General features: G+C 70.9%; 13 protein-coding genes. 11 read left to right on the top strand and 2 right to left on the bottom strand.

Features of this window, described 5'->3' with window-relative positions:
• The first annotated feature begins 107 nt into the window (after positions 1-107).
• The 5 genes from ACF073_RS32455 (at position 108) to ACF073_RS32435 (ending at position 7,807) form a co-directional block, all read left to right on the top strand.
• Entirely contained in the window at positions 108-866 is a 759-nt protein-coding gene (locus ACF073_RS32455; protein WP_392075011.1) for an NUDIX domain-containing protein, read from the top strand.
• A 164-nt stretch (positions 867-1,030) separates the two neighbouring features.
• On the top strand, positions 1,031-3,808 hold the full coding sequence (locus ACF073_RS32450) for an ATP-binding cassette domain-containing protein (RefSeq protein ID WP_392075010.1): 2,778 nt from the start codon (positions 1,031-1,033) through the stop codon (positions 3,806-3,808).
• A gap of 162 nt (positions 3,809-3,970) precedes the next feature.
• Positions 3,971-4,858 carry a FadR/GntR family transcriptional regulator gene (locus ACF073_RS32445; protein ID WP_392075009.1) on the top strand — a complete coding sequence of 296 codons (888 nt, stop codon included), beginning with the start codon at positions 3,971-3,973 and terminating at the stop codon, positions 4,856-4,858.
• A gap of 436 nt (positions 4,859-5,294) precedes the next feature.
• Positions 5,295-6,836, top strand: a complete 1,542-nt coding sequence (locus tag ACF073_RS32440; RefSeq protein ID WP_392075008.1) for an RNA polymerase sigma factor — start codon at positions 5,295-5,297, stop codon at positions 6,834-6,836.
• A gap of 122 nt (positions 6,837-6,958) precedes the next feature.
• A complete protein-coding gene (locus ACF073_RS32435) occupies positions 6,959-7,807 on the top strand; it encodes a S1 family peptidase (protein WP_392075007.1) in 849 nt (282 codons plus the stop codon).
• A gap of 112 nt (positions 7,808-7,919) precedes the next feature.
• On the opposite strand, the gene ACF073_RS32430 is transcribed toward ACF073_RS32435, so the two are convergent.
• The gene (locus ACF073_RS32430) at positions 7,920-8,150 is read right to left on the bottom strand and encodes a hypothetical protein (RefSeq protein WP_199583870.1); all 231 of its coding nucleotides are present in this window, start codon (positions 8,148-8,150) and stop codon (positions 7,920-7,922) included.
• 439 nt (positions 8,151-8,589) lie between these two features.
• On the opposite strand from ACF073_RS32430, the gene ACF073_RS32425 reads away from it, so the two are divergent.
• From ACF073_RS32425 to ACF073_RS32400, 6 genes are all read left to right on the top strand, one after another.
• Entirely contained in the window at positions 8,590-10,713 is a 2,124-nt protein-coding gene (locus tag ACF073_RS32425; protein ID WP_392075006.1) for a type IIA DNA topoisomerase subunit B, read from the top strand.
• A gap of 467 nt (positions 10,714-11,180) precedes the next feature.
• Complete coding sequence (locus ACF073_RS32420; RefSeq protein ID WP_392075005.1) at positions 11,181-11,702, top strand: DUF1453 domain-containing protein; 522 nt, start codon at positions 11,181-11,183, stop codon at positions 11,700-11,702.
• Positions 11,699-12,850: a sensor histidine kinase gene (locus tag ACF073_RS32415; protein ID WP_392075004.1), complete on the top strand. Its 1,152-nt coding sequence runs from the start codon at positions 11,699-11,701 to the stop codon at positions 12,848-12,850. Before ACF073_RS32420 ends, ACF073_RS32415 begins: the two co-directional genes overlap by 4 nt.
• Complete coding sequence (locus ACF073_RS32410) at positions 12,847-13,536, top strand: response regulator (RefSeq protein ID WP_392075003.1); 690 nt, start codon at positions 12,847-12,849, stop codon at positions 13,534-13,536. Before ACF073_RS32415 ends, ACF073_RS32410 begins: the two co-directional genes overlap by 4 nt.
• Before the next feature lie 69 nt (positions 13,537-13,605).
• The gene (locus tag ACF073_RS32405; protein WP_392075002.1) at positions 13,606-14,154 is read left to right on the top strand and encodes a DUF485 domain-containing protein; all 549 of its coding nucleotides are present in this window, start codon (positions 13,606-13,608) and stop codon (positions 14,152-14,154) included.
• A complete protein-coding gene (locus ACF073_RS32400; RefSeq protein WP_392075001.1) occupies positions 14,151-15,743 on the top strand; it encodes a cation acetate symporter in 1,593 nt (530 codons plus the stop codon). The genes ACF073_RS32405 and ACF073_RS32400 overlap by 4 nt, the downstream gene beginning before the upstream one ends.
• 100 nt (positions 15,744-15,843) lie before the next feature.
• Here ACF073_RS32400 and ACF073_RS32395 read toward each other — a convergent pair whose 3' ends face one another.
• A complete protein-coding gene (locus ACF073_RS32395; RefSeq protein ID WP_392075000.1) occupies positions 15,844-16,020 on the bottom strand; it encodes a hypothetical protein in 177 nt (58 codons plus the stop codon).
• Between the last annotated feature and the right edge of the window lie 6 nt (positions 16,021-16,026).

Genomic DNA, 16,026 nt, shown 5'->3' with positions numbered 1-16,026 from the left:
TGCACGGAGAGGAGGCTCAGCGGTCGATACCGGAATGAAGCGGAACCACCCTCGATGCGACCGGCGAAGGGAGTGTTTATCGTCAGGCAGACGACTATGATCGCCGCATGCCCTACGACCCGTCAGCGTTTCCGCCCTTTGCCGTCACCGTGGACCTGGTCGTGCTGACCGTGCGTCGGCATGCCCTGTGCGCGCTTGCGGTACGCAGGGGGGAGTCTCCGTTCCAGGGGCGCTGGGCGCTGCCCGGAGGCTTCGTACGGGCCGACGAGGACCTGACCCAGGCGGCGGCGCGCGAGCTGGCCGAGGAGACCGGGCTGTGCGCCCATGACCCCTCGGCCCCGGCCCAGGACAACGGAGCCCACCTGGAGCAGCTCGCCACCTACGGTGACCCCGAGCGGGACCCGCGTATGCGCGTGGTCAGCGTCGCGCATCTCGCGCTCGCGCCCGATCTGCCCGCACCGCGCGCCGGCGGTGACGCGAGCAACGCGCGCTGGGCCCCGGTCGAGGAACTCCTTCAGCAGGGCGGCCACGGCCGCGACGGCGAAACCGTGGCACCGCTCGCCTTCGACCACGCCCAGATCCTCGCCGACGGGGTGGAACGCGCCCGCTCCAAGATCGAGTACTCGTCACTCGCCACCGCCTTCTGCCCGCCCGAATTCACCGTCGGCGAGCTGCGCCGGGTGTACGAGGCGGTGTGGGGCGTGGCGCTCGACCCGCGGAACTTCCACCGCAAGGTCACCGGCACGCCCGGGTTCCTCGTGCCCACCGGCGGGACGACCACACGCCAGGGCGGCAGGCCGGCCCAGCTCTTCAGGGCCGGTGGCGCCACCCTGCTCAACCCGCCGATGCTGCGCCCCGAGGTGTGAGAAACGGGGTGCCGGCCCCGCCGCCCGAACGGTACGCCGGTCGCCCGTTCCGACCGCCGGCGTCCATCGAACGGCGGACAATATCGGGGATTACACCACGCGGCACCGTCGCGCAAGTCGCCTTATACCCGAAAAACCGGACATCTCGCGCTATCTTGCTGCAGGTGATCGAGGCCTTCGGACTGACCAGCAATCCCCGCAAGGCGCATCCGCCCGCCGTCGACGACATTTCCTTCGAAGCGAGTCCCGGACATGTCACCGCGCTCCTCGGCGGCGCCGGCGCGGGCAAGACGACGGCGCTCAAACTGATGCTTGAGCTGCAACAGGGGCGCGGAATCACCTACTTCAAGGGCCGGCCCCTGCACCGGATCCCCCATCCGGCGCGGGAAGTCGGCGTACTCCTCGGCGATGTGCCGGGCCATCCGGCCCGCTCCGTCCGCGGCCAGCTGCGCATGCTCTGTGCGGCGTCGGGAGTTCCCGCGCGGCGCGCGGACGAGGTCCTCGAAGTGGTGGGTCTCGTCAGCCTTCGCGAGGAGCGCCTCGGCACGCTCTCGCGCGGCATGGATCGCAGACTCGGCCTGGCCTGCGCCCTGCTGTCCGACCCGCACACACTGGTCCTGGACGAACCCACCGACGGCCTCTCCGCCCGGGAGGCCCAGTGGCTGCACGGCATGTTGCGAGCCCACGCCGACCAAGGCGGCACGGTGCTCTTCACCACGGCCGAACCCAAGGAGGCCGCGCGCACCGCGGACCGGGTCGTCACCCTCGACGGCGGCAGACTCGTCGCCGATCAGGAGGCCAGGGCTTTCGCCCGCACCCGGCTGCGCCCGCGCGTGGCCGTCCGGAGCCCCCATGCCGCACGACTCGCGGCCCTGCTCAGCAAGGACGCTCGCACGACCCGCCGCTCCGTCGAGGTCGTACGCGAAGGCGGCAACCGCCTCTCGGTGTACGGCACCACGACCGCCGACGTCGGCGAGATCGCGTTCCGCAACGGCATCCTCGTTCATCAACTGGCCGATGAAGTGGGCGACATGGGGCCGGGTGCCGGTACCGGCGGCGACGACGCGGCACACTCCGCCGAGCCCCGGCACACCGCATCGGACGCACCACCGGCGGAGCGGGAGAGCCCGCGGGAGCGCCGACCGGCGGACCGGGACCCGGCGGCGACCGCAGTCCCGTACGGCGACCGGGAGCAGACCATGGCCGGCCGCACCCGGGCAGGGTACGAACCCGCGGTGTCCGGTCGCGCGGCACACGATCCGGGCGCCTTCTCCTCGCGGGGACCCGCCCCGGGCACGCCGGACGGCTCGCCCGGGGACCCGGACCGAGCCGCGGACGAGTTGCCGACGGAGCGCGAACGCCCCGCCACCGGGGAGCCGCAGGAGCCGGCCGGTGTCCCGGCGGCGGAGCCGCGCACCGCGAGGCCGACGCCGGCATCGGGCCCCGCCGCGTCCGACCCGGCAGCGGCCGAGCGTCGTACGACAGCCCCCGACCGGTTCGTACCGGAGTCCGGCACCCCGGCACCGGGGCGCGCGTCCGGCGACACCACGGCCACCCGGCACCCGTCGGGACGGCGCGAGCACACCTCGGCCGACTCGCCGGCGCCGGAGGCGGAGCGCGCCGCGGCCCGCCTCGCAACCACCGGCGAAGGGCGATCGGCCTCCGCGCCCTCGGCACCGGAGCGGCTGTGGGGTGCCGGCCGTGAGCGCCCCGAACCCGGTCGCCCCCTTGACCAGGAGCCGGTGCCGGACCGCCCGGTGACCGTCTCCGACGAGCCTCCCCTCAGCGCGTCGCCGGCCGACCAGGCGTCCTCGGCGGACGATCCGGCGCACGGCGGCACTCCGTCCGACCGAAAGCCCGACCGAAAGTCCGACCGGAAGAGCGCGGCCGGTGACGACGCCCACGAGGCGCGAGTCCGATCCTCCGGCGGCCGGTCCGCCGAACCGGCGGCCGGTCCGGACGCCCGTCCCGGCGGGGGCGGGGCGGCCTCCGAGGCGCGCACCGGCGGTTCGGGCACCTCCACGGCGACCATCGCCGGACCCCGCACCCTGCTCCCCGGAGCCAGGAATCCCGGCGCCCGGCAGGCGCAGGCCGACCGCGCGGCCCGCCCCGGCAGTGCCCGTCCTTCCGCTGTCTCTTCCCCCCTCCCGCCTCCCATCTCCGTCCGCTCCGCCCGGAGCCCCCTGCGCCCTCTCCGCTACGAGATCCGGCGTGCCGCCGGCATCGGCACCGGCTTCCTCGTCTGCGGTGCCGCGCTGGTGGTGTCCGCGCTCACCGCCGTACTCCTCGCGCGGATCGGCCACACCCCGCAGGACCGGCTGTTCGCGGCATGGCCGCGCGAACTGCCGCTGCCGCCCGCGGCACTCGCGGCGGGGCTGCTCGGTGCCCTGGCCTTCGGGGACGAGTTCCGTCACCCCGCCCTGGCGGCGGACCGCGGCACCGTCCCCCGCCGGCTGGGGCTGCTCACCGCGAAACTGCTCGTCTCCGGGGCCACCGCGGTGCTGCTCGCCTTCCTCACCGTGGGCTGTGACGCCGAAGCGCTCTACGTCGTCTACGGACGAGAGCTCACGGAAGTTCCCGGGGACTGGCTTTCGCTGACCGCGAGTTGGTTCGGGCTCGTCGTCGGCTGCGCCTGGGCCGGTGTGCTGGCGGCCGGAGTGTTCCGGTCCACGACGGCCGGGCTGGCCGCGGTCCTCGCCGTGCCCGTGGTGGTCGTCCCGCTCGTGCACAAGGCGCTGCAGGGCCCTGCCGTGCGGCTGGCGGCCGACTTCCCGGTGCGGATGCGGGAGGTCTACCTGCTGCAGTGGCCCTTCGGAGGGGAGCGGTACCTCCTCGCCGCGGCGCGGGTCGTCGCCCAACCCGTCGGCGGCGCACTGGCGTTGTCACTCGCGGCACTGCTCTGCGCGTATCTGCTCACGGCGCTGCGAACGAGGTGCCGATGACCCCTGTCCGTACTTTTCGCGCCCTGCTGTGCGCACAACTCCCCGCAGAAAGCCCATTTCTTTCCGATAAGGCGTCAATTGCGACGGGGTGAGCGATCACCCTTTCGTGTGCTTTTCACCAAAGACCTCAAGGGAGTTGGAGACGACGCCGACAAAGGATCCGTGAGTACCCTTGCGCACACCATGATGACCGCCGCCCGCTCCGCAGACTCAGGTCTGGTCGGCCCGGGCGAACTCGACCGCTACCCCTTCGCCGAGGCCCCGGTGGCCGACCGCGTCGGCACGCCCACCTGGGACGGCGGGGACCCCGACCTGGGCCGTGTCGGCCGGCGGGCCGCGGGCAGCCGCGGCCGCGGACTGCACGGCCAACTCGTTCAGCAGCTGGGACAGATGATCGTCTCCGGCGACCTGGGCGCGGACCGCCCGCTGGTGCCGGAGGAGATCGGCCAGCGTTTCGAGGTCTCCCGCACCGTCGTCCGCGAGTCCCTCCGGGTCCTGGAGGCCAAGGGCCTGGTCAGTGCCCGCCCGAACGTCGGGACGCGGGTGCGTCCCGTCAGTGACTGGAACCTGCTCGACCCGGACATCATCGAATGGCGGGCCTTCGGGCCGCAGCGGGACGACCAGCGCCGGGAGCTCAGCGAGCTGCGCTGGACGATCGAGCCGCTCGCCGCCCGTCTCGCGGCCGGCCACGGGCGCGAGGAGGTGCAGCAGCGCCTCTGTGACATGGTCGAGATCATGAGCCACGCCATGGCCCAGGGCGACGCGCTCACCTACTCGCGCGCCGACACCGAGTTCCACGCGCTGCTCATCCAGATCGCCGCCAACCGCATGCTGGAGCACCTCTCCGGCATCGTCTCGGCGGCCCTCCAGGTCTCCGGCGGCCCGGTCACCGGCTGCGACCGGCCGAACGAGGCGTCCCTCGCGCAGCACGCGCGGATCGTCGACGCGCTCGGCACCGGCGACGGCTCGGCGGCGGAGGCGGCCATGCGCCAGCTGCTCACGGTCCACCCCGAGGTGGAGCGTGTGGTGCCCGCCCCGCGCGAGCACTGACCCCGCGAGGGACACAGTGCGGTCGCCAGTGTGGGGCGCCCTAGGGGCGCTCGTGGCCGCGCCGGGCCAGGGCGCCGGCCCTCGCCGGACCCCGCCGGACCTTCTGGAATCCGGCGGGGTCCGGCGGTGCCGCGGGCCGCTCTGGTGTGCGGGTGACCAGGTTTGAGGCCGACGATGATCTCATCTGCACATGTCTGACCGCTTTTGACCAGTTACGGGGTGTGACTCGGGCCACGCAGATTGGGCGTAACGCTCTTGGAGACAGCGCGATGACCTAAGAGGTGACAGCCGCGAAGGGAATACGGACGCCGTCATAGGCGCTGTGGAACTTCCCGGCCTCCGCCCGCGCCGTCGGCCCATCCCCAGGCCGGTGGTCGGCTCCTGTCCGCAGTGGACGGTGCCGGAAGCCGTTTTCCAACGTTCCGAGAGGTTGTTCGTGTCGGCCAGCACATCCCGTACGCTCCCGCCGGAGATCGCCGAGTCCGTCTCTGTCATGGCGCTCATTGAGCGGGGAAAGGCTGAGGGGCAGATCGCCGGCGACGATGTGCGTCGGGCCTTCGAAGCTGACCAGATTCCGGCCACTCAGTGGAAGAACGTACTGCGCAGCCTCAACCAGATTCTTGAGGAAGAGGGTGTGACGCTGATGGTCAGTGCCGCAGAGCCCAAGCGCACCCGCAAGAGCGTCGCAGCGAAGAGTCCGGCGAAGCGCACCGCCACCAAGTCGGTCGCGGCGAAGACGGTGACCACCAGGAAGGCCACCGCCACCACGGCCGCCCCTGCCGCGCCCACCGCTCCGGCCGCGGCTGATTCCGCCGAGGAAGCCGCATCCGCCAAGAAGGCCGCGGCGAAGAAGACGACCGCGAAGAAGACGGTCGCCAAGAAGACCGTCGCGAAGAAGGCGGTCGCCAAGAAGACCGCCGCCAAGAAGGACGACGTCGAGATCCTCGAGGACGAGGTCCTCGAGGAGACCAAGGTCGCCGACGAGCCGGAGGGCGCCGAGAGCGCCGGCTTCGTCCTCTCCGACGAGGACGAGGACGACGCGCCCGCGCAGCAGGTCGCCGCCGCCGGTGCCACCGCAGACCCGGTCAAGGACTACCTCAAGCAGATCGGCAAGGTCCCGCTGCTCAACGCCGAGCAGGAGGTCGAGCTCGCCAAGCGCATCGAGGCCGGTCTGTTCGCCGAGGACAAGCTGGCCAACGCCGACAAGCTGGCCCCCAAGCTCAAGCGCGAGCTGGAGATCATCGCCGAGGACGGCCGCCGCGCCAAGAACCACCTTCTGGAGGCCAACCTCCGTCTGGTGGTCTCCCTGGCCAAGCGCTACACCGGCCGCGGCATGCTCTTCCTGGACCTCATCCAGGAGGGCAACCTCGGTCTGATCCGCGCGGTCGAGAAGTTCGACTACACCAAGGGCTACAAGTTCTCCACGTACGCCACCTGGTGGATCCGTCAGGCGATCACCCGCGCCATGGCCGACCAGGCCCGCACCATCCGTATCCCGGTGCACATGGTCGAGGTCATCAACAAGCTCGCGCGCGTGCAGCGCCAGATGCTCCAGGACCTGGGCCGCGAGCCCACCCCGGAGGAGCTGGCCAAGGAACTCGACATGACCCCCGAGAAGGTCATCGAGGTCCAGAAGTACGGCCGTGAGCCCATCTCGCTCCACACCCCGCTGGGTGAAGACGGCGACAGCGAGTTCGGTGACCTCATCGAGGACTCCGAGGCCGTCGTTCCCGCCGACGCGGTCAGCTTCACGCTTCTGCAGGAGCAGCTGCATTCGGTTCTGGACACCCTGTCCGAGCGCGAGGCCGGCGTCGTCTCCATGCGTTTCGGTCTCACCGACGGTCAGCCGAAGACCCTCGACGAGATCGGCAAGGTGTACGGCGTGACGCGTGAGCGCATCCGCCAGATCGAGTCCAAGACCATGTCGAAGCTGCGCCACCCGTCGCGTTCGCAGGTGCTGCGCGACTACCTCGACTAGGTCGCCCTCGTACGACGGCGAAGGCCCGGTTCCCCTCGCGGGGGCCGGGCCTTCGTGCTGCGCGCTTGCGTCGCGTGACTGACTCTGGGTTTTCCAGCAGGACCCCAGAGTGAGGAGCTTGCATGCGCCGTACCGTTGCCCGGGCACTGATCCGGCCGTTGGCCCTGGCGGCCACCATGACTGCGATACCCCTGGTGAGCGCGGCACCCGTGGCCGCCGACAGTGTGGTCGTCGGAGGGTTTCCGATCGACGTTTCCGAGGCGCCCTGGACGGTCGCACTGGCCAGCCGTGACCGGTTCGGAGGTACTCGGGCGGGCCAGTTCTGCGGCGCCGTGGCCATCGGGCGCAGCGCGGTGCTCACCGCCGCACACTGTCTGACCGAGGACGTCCTCGGGGCGCCCCCGGACCGAGTACCCGATCTCAAGGTCATCGCGGGCCGCACGGACCTGCTGTCGACGAAGGGCCAGGAGATCGCCGTACGCGAGGTCCGCACCAATCCGGAGTGGGAGATGGAGACCAACTCCGGCGACTTCGCGGTGGTCACACTCGCGGAACAGCTGCCGAAGAGCACGGTCGTCACCATGGCCCGCGAGGGCGATCCGGCCTATGCGCCGGGCACGGAGGCCCTGGTGTCCGGATGGGGCGACGTGACCGGCGGGGGCGCCTACGCACGCCGACTACACGCCGCACGCCTGCATGTACTGTCCGACGACCGGTGTGCCCGTGCCTACCCCGGTGGCCCCGACGGCACCTACGAGGCCGACACGATGCTCTGCGCCGGTGAGGTGGCCGGAGGTCCCGACGGCTGCCAGGGGGACAGTGGCGGCCCCCTGGTGGCCGGGGGGCGGCTGATCGGCCTTGTGTCGTGGGGAAGCGGCTGCGGACGGCCGGGGCTGCCCGGCGTCTATACGCGCGTCTCCGCGGTCGTACGCGCCCTGGAGGCGGCCACAGAGGCCAAGAAGACGGCCTGACGGGCTCCTGTGCGCGCGTGCGCGGCCAACGAGCACGGGCGGCCCCTCCTGGTGGGGAGGGGCCGCCCGTGCACCGGCCTGTGCCGGGGCTGGCTCGTCGTGGGTGCGAGAATCAGCGCTCTTCTTCGGAAGCGGTGCCCGGGATGGACGTCAGCCGTTCCGTCTCGTCCTGTATCTCAGCGGCGATCTTCTTGAGTTCCGGCTCGAACTTGCGACCGTGGTGGGCGCAGAAGAGCAGTTCGCCGCCGCTGAGCAGCACGACGCGCAGGTATGCCTGGGCGCCGCAGCGGTCGCAGCGATCGGCGGCCGTCAGTGGGCTCGCGGGGGTCAGAACAGTAGTCACGTCGCCTCTTCTCTAGCTCGACGAGCTGTCGTACCAGGGTCAACATCCAACCAGCCCGAAAACGTTCCCGCTCGTGGCATTTCCTCGAAAAAATCTTTCCGGGGCGGCTGTTTGCTGCCGGTTGGCGGCGAATGTGCCGTATTGCGTCTCTTGTGTGCGTACGGGTTCGCGCTGTTGCTGTCTCGGTCCTCCCGGCCGGGTTGCCGGTTGTTCATGAGGACGTGCCCGGAGCCTAAATGGTTCATGCCCCGAAGGGAACGTGATATGTACTTCACTCCATCGAGGGATCGAACACGCATGCGAACCTGGACTAGTGTGAGATGCCGACGAGGGTGGCGTTACACCGGCCCTACCTGGGCTCGGTACCCTCTGAGCGGCGACCGAAGCCGCCCCCTTACCCAAAAGGGGGCCACCTGAAATTCAGCGAGGAGCGAACCGCGTGACCGCCGATACGTCCGTGCCGTCCACAGCGCTGCTGGCAGGAGCAGACCGGGACGGTTCCAACTACACCGCGCGGCACCTGCTCGTCCTTGAGGGCCTGGAGGCCGTGCGCAAGCGCCCGGGCATGTACATCGGCTCGACCGACAGCCGCGGTCTGATGCACTGCCTGTGGGAGATCATCGACAACTCGGTGGACGAGGCCCTCGGCGGCTACTGCGACCACATCGACGTGATCCTCCACGACGAAGGCTCCGTGGAAGTGCGCGACAACGGTCGCGGCATCCCCGTCGACGTGGAACCGAAGACCGGCCTGTCCGGCGTCGAGGTCGTCATGACCAAGCTGCACGCCGGCGGCAAGTTCGGTGGCGGCTCCTACGCCGCGTCCGGCGGTCTGCACGGAGTGGGTGCCTCCGTGGTCAACGCGCTCTCCGGCCGTCTCGACATCGAGGTGGACCGCGGCGGCCACACCCACGCCATCAGCTTCCGGCGCGGCGTGCCGGGCGCCTTCCAGGGCGAGGGCCCGAACGCGAAGTTCGAGGCCAGGAGCGGCCTGGTCAAGGCCAAGAAGATCCCCAAGACCCGCAGCGGCACGCGCACGCGGTACTGGGCCGACCGGCAGATCTTCCTCAAGGACGCCAAGCTCTCCCTGGACAATCTGCACCAGCGGGCCCGGCAGACCGCCTTCCTGGTGCCGGGCCTGACGATCGTCGTCCGCGACGAGTTCGGGCTCGGCGAGGGCGGCAGCAAGGGCGAGGAGTCCTTCCGCTTCGACGGCGGCATCAGCGAGTTCTGCGAGTACCTGGCGAGCGACAAGCCGGTCTGCGACGTCCTCCGCTTCACCGGCCACGGCACCTTCAAGGAGACCGTCCCGGTTCTGGACGATCACGGCCAGATGACCCCCACCGAGGTCAAGCGCGAGCTGGCCGTGGATGTGGCGATGCGCTGGGGCACGGGCTACGACACCACCCTGAGGTCCTTCGTCAACATCATCGCCACTCCCAAGGGCGGCACCCATGTGTCGGGCTTCGAACAGGCCGTCGTCCAGACGATGAACGACGTGCTGCGCGCCAAGAAGATGCTGCGTGTGGCCGAGGACAACATCGTCAAGGACGACGCCCTGGAGGGGCTGACCGCCGTCGTCACGGTGCGTCTGGCCGAGCCGCAGTTCGAGGGGCAGACCAAGGAGGTCCTCGGTACCTCGGCGGCCCGCCGCATCGTGAACAACGTGATCTCCAACGAGCTGAAGGCGTTCCTGACCGCCACCAAGCGGGACGCCGCCGCCCAGGCCCGCGTCGTCCTGGAGAAGGCGGTCGCCGCCGCCCGCACGCGTGTGGCGGCCCGCCAGCACAAGGACGCCCAGCGGCGGAAGACCGCTCTGGAGTCCTCCTCGCTGCCGGCCAAGCTCGCCGACTGCCGCAGCGACGACGTCGACCGCAGCGAGCTGTTCATCGTCGAGGGCGACTCCGCGCTCGGCACGGCGAAGCTGGCCCGGAACTCAGAGTTCCAGGCGCTGCTGCCGATCCGGGGCAAGATCCTCAACGTGCAGCGGTCGTCGGTGACCGACATGCTCAAGAACGCCGAGTGCGGCGCGATCATCCAGGTCATAGGAGCGGGCTCGGGCCGCACCTTCGACATCGATCAGGCCCGGTACGGCAAGATCATCATGATGACCGACGCCGATGTGGACGGCTCCCACATCCGCTGCCTGCTGCTCACGCTGTTCCAGCGCTATATGCGGCCGATGGTCGAGGCCGGCCGAGTCTTCGCCGCCGTCCCGCCGCTGCACCGCATCGAGCTGATCCAGCCGAAGAAGGGGCAGGAGAAGTACGTCTACACGTACACGGACCGGGAACTGCGCGACAAGCTCATGGAGTTCAAGAGCAAGGGCATCCGGCACAAGGAATCCATCCAGCGCTACAAGGGTCTGGGTGAGATGGACGCCGACCAGCTGGCCGAGACCACGATGGACCCGCGCCACCGCACCCTGCGCCGCATCAACCTCTCCGACCTGGAGGCCGCGGAACAGGTCTTCGACCTGCTGATGGGCAACGACGTGGCGCCCCGCAAGGAGTTCATCTCCAGCTCTGCGGCGACGCTGGACCGGTCCCGTATCGACGCGTAGCCGCCGCGCTCGGCACCGGCCGCGGGTGGCGCCGGGCTCCGGCTTCGGGCGGCGCCGGGCTCCGGCTTCGGGCGGCTGCTGCAAGGCGGGCGTCGCCGGAGACCGGTGTCGGATGGCGGAGGTGCGGTCGGCTGCGGAGGCGGGGGTGGTGGCGGAGCCGGGGGGCGGTGTTGACGGGGGCGCGGGAAGGCGCCCCCGTGCCCGTCGGTGCTCCGACGGCGGTGGTGGTACGCCGGGTCTCCTGCCGGGTGCGGAGGTCAGGTGGCGTGCCCGCCGATCCGGACGCTCTCTCCCTCCCCCACGGGTGACCTCGCACGGGCTCTCCACCCGAGGGTGGAGGAGGGCCGCTCGGAGGATCCACCCTTGATCCACCCCGGCTCCGATCCGCTGGCCTGCGGATTTCCGTAGCTTCGAAGGCGTCGGCAGCGCTCGCTCCCGGCACCACCTTCTCGCTCACGGAGGCTCCGATGTCCGGGCTCGTCAACGCGCTGGTGATCGTGGCCGTGGTCGCCATAGTGATCGCGCGGCAGTTCCGCGCTCGCGCGATCAACACGGATCGGCGCTGGTGGCTGCTGCCGGTGATCCTGGCCGTCGTCGCCCTGCGCGAGCCCGGCGTTCTCGACGCCCACCACCGTGCCGAATCCGGTGCGCTGCTGGCGGTCGAGCTGCTCATCGGCCTGGCCACCGGCGTCGGCTGGGGATGGACCACGCGCATCTGGACGGCTCCGGACGGCGTCCTGTGGACCAAGAGCACCAAGGCGAGCATCGCCGTCTGGGGCGTGGGCATAGCGTTGCGAGCCGGCGTGTTCGCCCTCGGCGCCGCGCTCGGCCTGCACCAGGACAGTTCCGCGCTGATGCTCGGCCTCGCCGGCACCCTGCTCGTCCGCGGCGGGATCCTGGTCTGGCGGGCCCAGTCCCTCGGAGCCCCGAGCGGCCCCGCCCGGGCGTACGGTGACGACAAGTGGTCGGCCTGGAAGGAGCGCGCGTGACAGAGAACGTCTGGACACGCTGGCCGTCACGCGAAGCGCTCGGTCTCGCGGGCATCACCCGGCCCCGGCGACTGCTCACCTGGGCTGTTCGGTTGGTCGTGCTGGCCGTGCTTCTGTGGGCTGCCTTCAACCAGCGGCACGTCACCGTCTGGGGCGCCCTGGCCGTAGCGGCGGGAATCGCCCTCGCGGCTGTGGTCACCTGGGCCTTCGTCCGGACCACCTATGCGCACCGACTGGTGCCCTCCATCGCGCTCATGGGTGTCCTGCTGGGGATCGCGCTCGGTGCCGAGGCCACGGGATTCAGAGGGCCGGCCCTCGTGATCTGGTGCGGCTGCGGAATCAGCGCGCTGGAGCGGCTGCCGCTCGGGGCCGCCGTCCCCGTCGCGACGGCGGCGCTGGCCTCGTACTCCGCGTTCACCACCGACGTCTGGCTGACCACGGCCGCCACCGTGGCCGGTATGGCCCTCGCCGGGTACGTCCTGCGGCTGGACGCGGAAGCCAGGGGCAATGCGCAGCGGCTGCTCGCCCAGGAGCGTGCCGCCCGCGCGGCCGAGGCCGAGTCGGCGGCGCTGGCCGAGCGGGCCCGCATCGCCCGGGAGATCCACGACGTGCTGGCCCACAGCCTCTCGGCGCAGCTCGTGCACCTGGAGGCGGCCCGCCTGCTGATCGAGAACGGGGCGGATCGCGAGCGGATCCTGGAGCGGGTGGTGGCCGCCCGGGGGATGGCCCGTGACGGCCTTTCCGAGACGCGTCAGGCGCTGTCCGCGCTGCGGGGTGAGCTGACCCCGCTGGAGGACTTCCTGAGCGAACTCGTCAGCGCGGCCGACGGCGCAGAGGTCACCGTCACAGGTGAACGCAAGCCCCTGCCGGCCGAAGCGTCCCAGGCGGTACGGCGTGTCGCACAGGAGGCGCTGACGAACGTCCGCAAGCACGCCCAGGGCGCCCGAGTGGATGTCCGCCTGGACTACAGCGACCACGAAGTGACGCTGAACGTACGGGACTCGGGCGGACGTCCGGGCGAACTCACCGCGGCCGGAGCCGGGTACGGTCTGCTGGGCATGCGCGAGCGCGCCGAACTGCTGGGCGGTTCGCTGGCCGCGGGACCGGACGAGGAGGGGTTCGTGGTGACGCTGAAGGTGCCCGTATGACGGAGCCGGAAGGAGAGAGGAAGCCCGCACGGGTGGTCGTGGCCGACGACCAGACCGTCGTCCGCGAGGGCATCGTCATGCTCCTCGGCCTGTTGCCCGGTGTGGAGGTGGTCGGGGCGGCGGGAGACGGGGAAGAGGCGGTGCGGCTGGTCGGTGAACTCGCACCGGACGTGGTCCTGATGGACCTCAGGATGCCCCGCTGCGACGGCGTGGAGGCCACCCGGCGGATCCGGAGCCAGTACCCCGGCACCCAGGTCGTGGTGCTCACCACCTACGCGGACGACGAATCACTGTTCCCCGCGCTGCGGGCCGGCGCCCGGGGGTATCTGACCAAGGACGCGGGCGGTGACGAGATCGTACGTGCCGTGCACAGTGTGCTGTCGGGGGACGCGGGACTGTCGCCGAGTGTCCAGCGCCGCCTGCTGGAGCGGCTGTCGCGGCCGGAGCCCGAGCAGGCACCTGCGGTGGGCGAGGCGCCCGACGGGCTGACCGCCCGGGAGACCGAGGTGCTGGGGCTGATCGCCGAGGGGCTCACGAACCAGGAGATCGCCCGCCGGCTGCATGTGTCGACCGCGACCGTGAAGACCCATATCAACAACCTCTTCGCCAAGGCGGGCCTCAAGGACCGGGCGCAGGCTGTGCGGTACGCCTACAGCAAGGGACTGGTGCGGCCGCCTTCCCGGTGAGTCACCTGATGGAGTGAAGAGCCGGAGGAAGAAGAGTCAGGGATCTTCCCGGTCTGTCCATCCTTGGGCATGCAGTCAAGCAACGATCGTTCCCACGGAGCCGGGGACGGTCCCGAGAGTGCGGCCGGGAACCATAAGGGCCGCGGCGAGCCCTCCCGCGACGTGACGTACGAGGATCCCTGGTACGACGCGCTGGCCTCGGGGTGGGGCGAACTCGACGGGACCGGCATGCCGGCGCCGGCCGTGCCGCCCGCACGCGGCGAGTCCGGGGCGGCGGCAGCGCGCACCCGTGACGTGTACCTGGAGGTGCAGCGCAGTCAGGCGTTCCAGGAGGTGCGCGGCAGGTACCGGCGGTTCGTGGTGCCGGGGGTCGCGGCCTTTCTCGTCTGGTACGTGGGATACGTGGTCGCCGCGACGACGGCGCCCGGACTCATGGCCCGGCCCGTGGCGGGAGCGGTGAACGTGGCGATGCTCGCGGGGCTCGGGCAGTTCCTCACCACGTTTCTGCTCACCTGGGCGTACGCCCGGCATGCGCGGTTGCGCCGGGACCGGGCCGCGCTGGAGCTGCGCTGGGACACCCAGGAAATGGCCCGCGGGGCGCAGAGGGGTGCCCTGTGACCGGTGACCATCAGGCTCTGGCACTGCTGTTGTTCAGCGGATTCGTGGCGGTCACCCTCGGGATCACGACCTGGGTGAGCCGCAGGCGGCACGGTTCGGCGGAGGAGTTCTACGTCGGGGGCCGGCTGTTCTCCCCGATGGAGAATGGTTTTGCCATCGCGGGCGACTACATGTCGGCCGCCTCCTTCCTCGGGATCAGCGGACTCATCGCGCTGTACGGATACGACGGGCTGCTGTACGGGGTGGGCTTCCTCGTGGCGTGGCTGGTCGTGCTGTTCCTCGTCGCCGAACTGGTGCGCAACTGCGGACGGTTCACCCTGGCGGACGTGGTGGCCGCGCGGATGAGGGAGCGGCCGGTACGGATCGCCGCGGGGACTTCCTCGGTCGTGGTGTCCGTGCTGTATCTGGTCGCGCAGATGGTCGGCGCGGGCAGCCTGGTGGCGCTGCTGCTGGGAAGGACGAGCGGTGCCGCCCAGGTCTGGGCGGTGATCGGCGTAGGCGCGCTCATGGTGATCTATGTGTCGCTGGGAGGGATGCGGGCCACCACCTGGATCCAGATCGTGAAGGCGGTCCTGCTGCTCGGCGGGACGGTCGTGCTGACCGTGCTCGTCCTGCTGCGCTTCCACGGCGACGTCGACCGGCTGCTGCTCACTGCCGCGGAGCGCAGCGGACAGGGGAGGGCGTTTCTGGCGCCCGGGCTGAGATACGGCGGCGACTGGACCGCCCGGCTCGACTTCATCAGCCTGGGGCTCGCGCTCGTACTGGGCACGGCCGGCCTGCCGCACATCCTGTCCCGCTTCTACACCGTGCCGACCGCGCGGGCCGCCCGCCGTTCCGTGGTGTGGTCCATCGGTCTGATCGGCAGCTTCTACCTGATGACGATCGTCCTCGGCTTCGGAGCGGCGGCAGTGGTCGGGACACAGGCCGTACGGGCGTCCAACGCGGCCGGGAACACGGCGGTGCCCCTCCTCGCCCTCGATCTGGGCGGCGGCGCGGGCTCCACCGGCGGCACGGTGCTGTTCGCCGTGGTCGCCGCCGTCGCCTTCGCCACGATCCTCGCGGTCGTCGCGGGCATCACCCTGGCCTCCTCGGCCTCGGTGGCCCACGACCTGTACGCGTCGCTGCGCCGGCCGCACGCCAAGGCCCGCAGCGAGGTGGCCGTGGCGCGATGGGCGGCGGTCGGCGTCGGCGTCGTGGCGATCGCGCTCGGACTGCTGGCCCGCGATCTCAACGTCGCCTTCCTCGTCGGCCTCGCCTTCGCGGTCGCCGCGTCGGCGAACCTGCCGGTCCTGCTCTACTCGCTGTTCTGGCGCGGCTTCACCACGCGGGGCGCGGTGTGGGCGGTGTACGGCGGACTGCTCCCGGCGATCGGGCTCGTGCTGCTGTCCCCGGTGGTCTCCGGCAGCCCGGACTCACTGTTCCCGGGCGTCGACTTCCAGTACTTCCCGTTGGAGAACCCGGGCATCATCTCCATCCCGCTCGGCTTCCTCGCCGGCTGGCTGGGCACGGTCACCTCGGACGAGGCGGCGGACGAGGCCAAGTACGCCGAGACCGAGGTGCGTTCGCTGACGGGCGCCGGAGCGGCGTAACCGGGTACCGGGGGCATCACGGCGCCGGCCCAGGCGTAGCGGTGTTCGGGGAGGCCGGTGCCGCCGTACATCAGGGCGAGGCTCGGGCGGCCCACCTGTTTCAGGTGGCGGAGGTAGTGCTGGGCGGGCCGTACCCGTCGTCAAGTCTGTACATGCAGACGGCCTGGGTTGACGGGTAGAAGGACACCGTCCAGCTCAAGACGTTCAACCCCGACATCAAGAACGCGATGATCGACTTGAGCAGTACATGCGCCACCGAGATCGTCAAGGTGGTCAAGTGACC

This window comes from Streptomyces sp. NPDC015171, assembly GCF_043079545.1.
Lineage (GTDB): Bacteria > Actinomycetota > Actinomycetes > Streptomycetales > Streptomycetaceae > Streptomyces.
The sequence above is the reverse complement of the archived record's forward strand: the minus strand, read 5'-3'. Positions and strand labels throughout refer to the sequence as shown.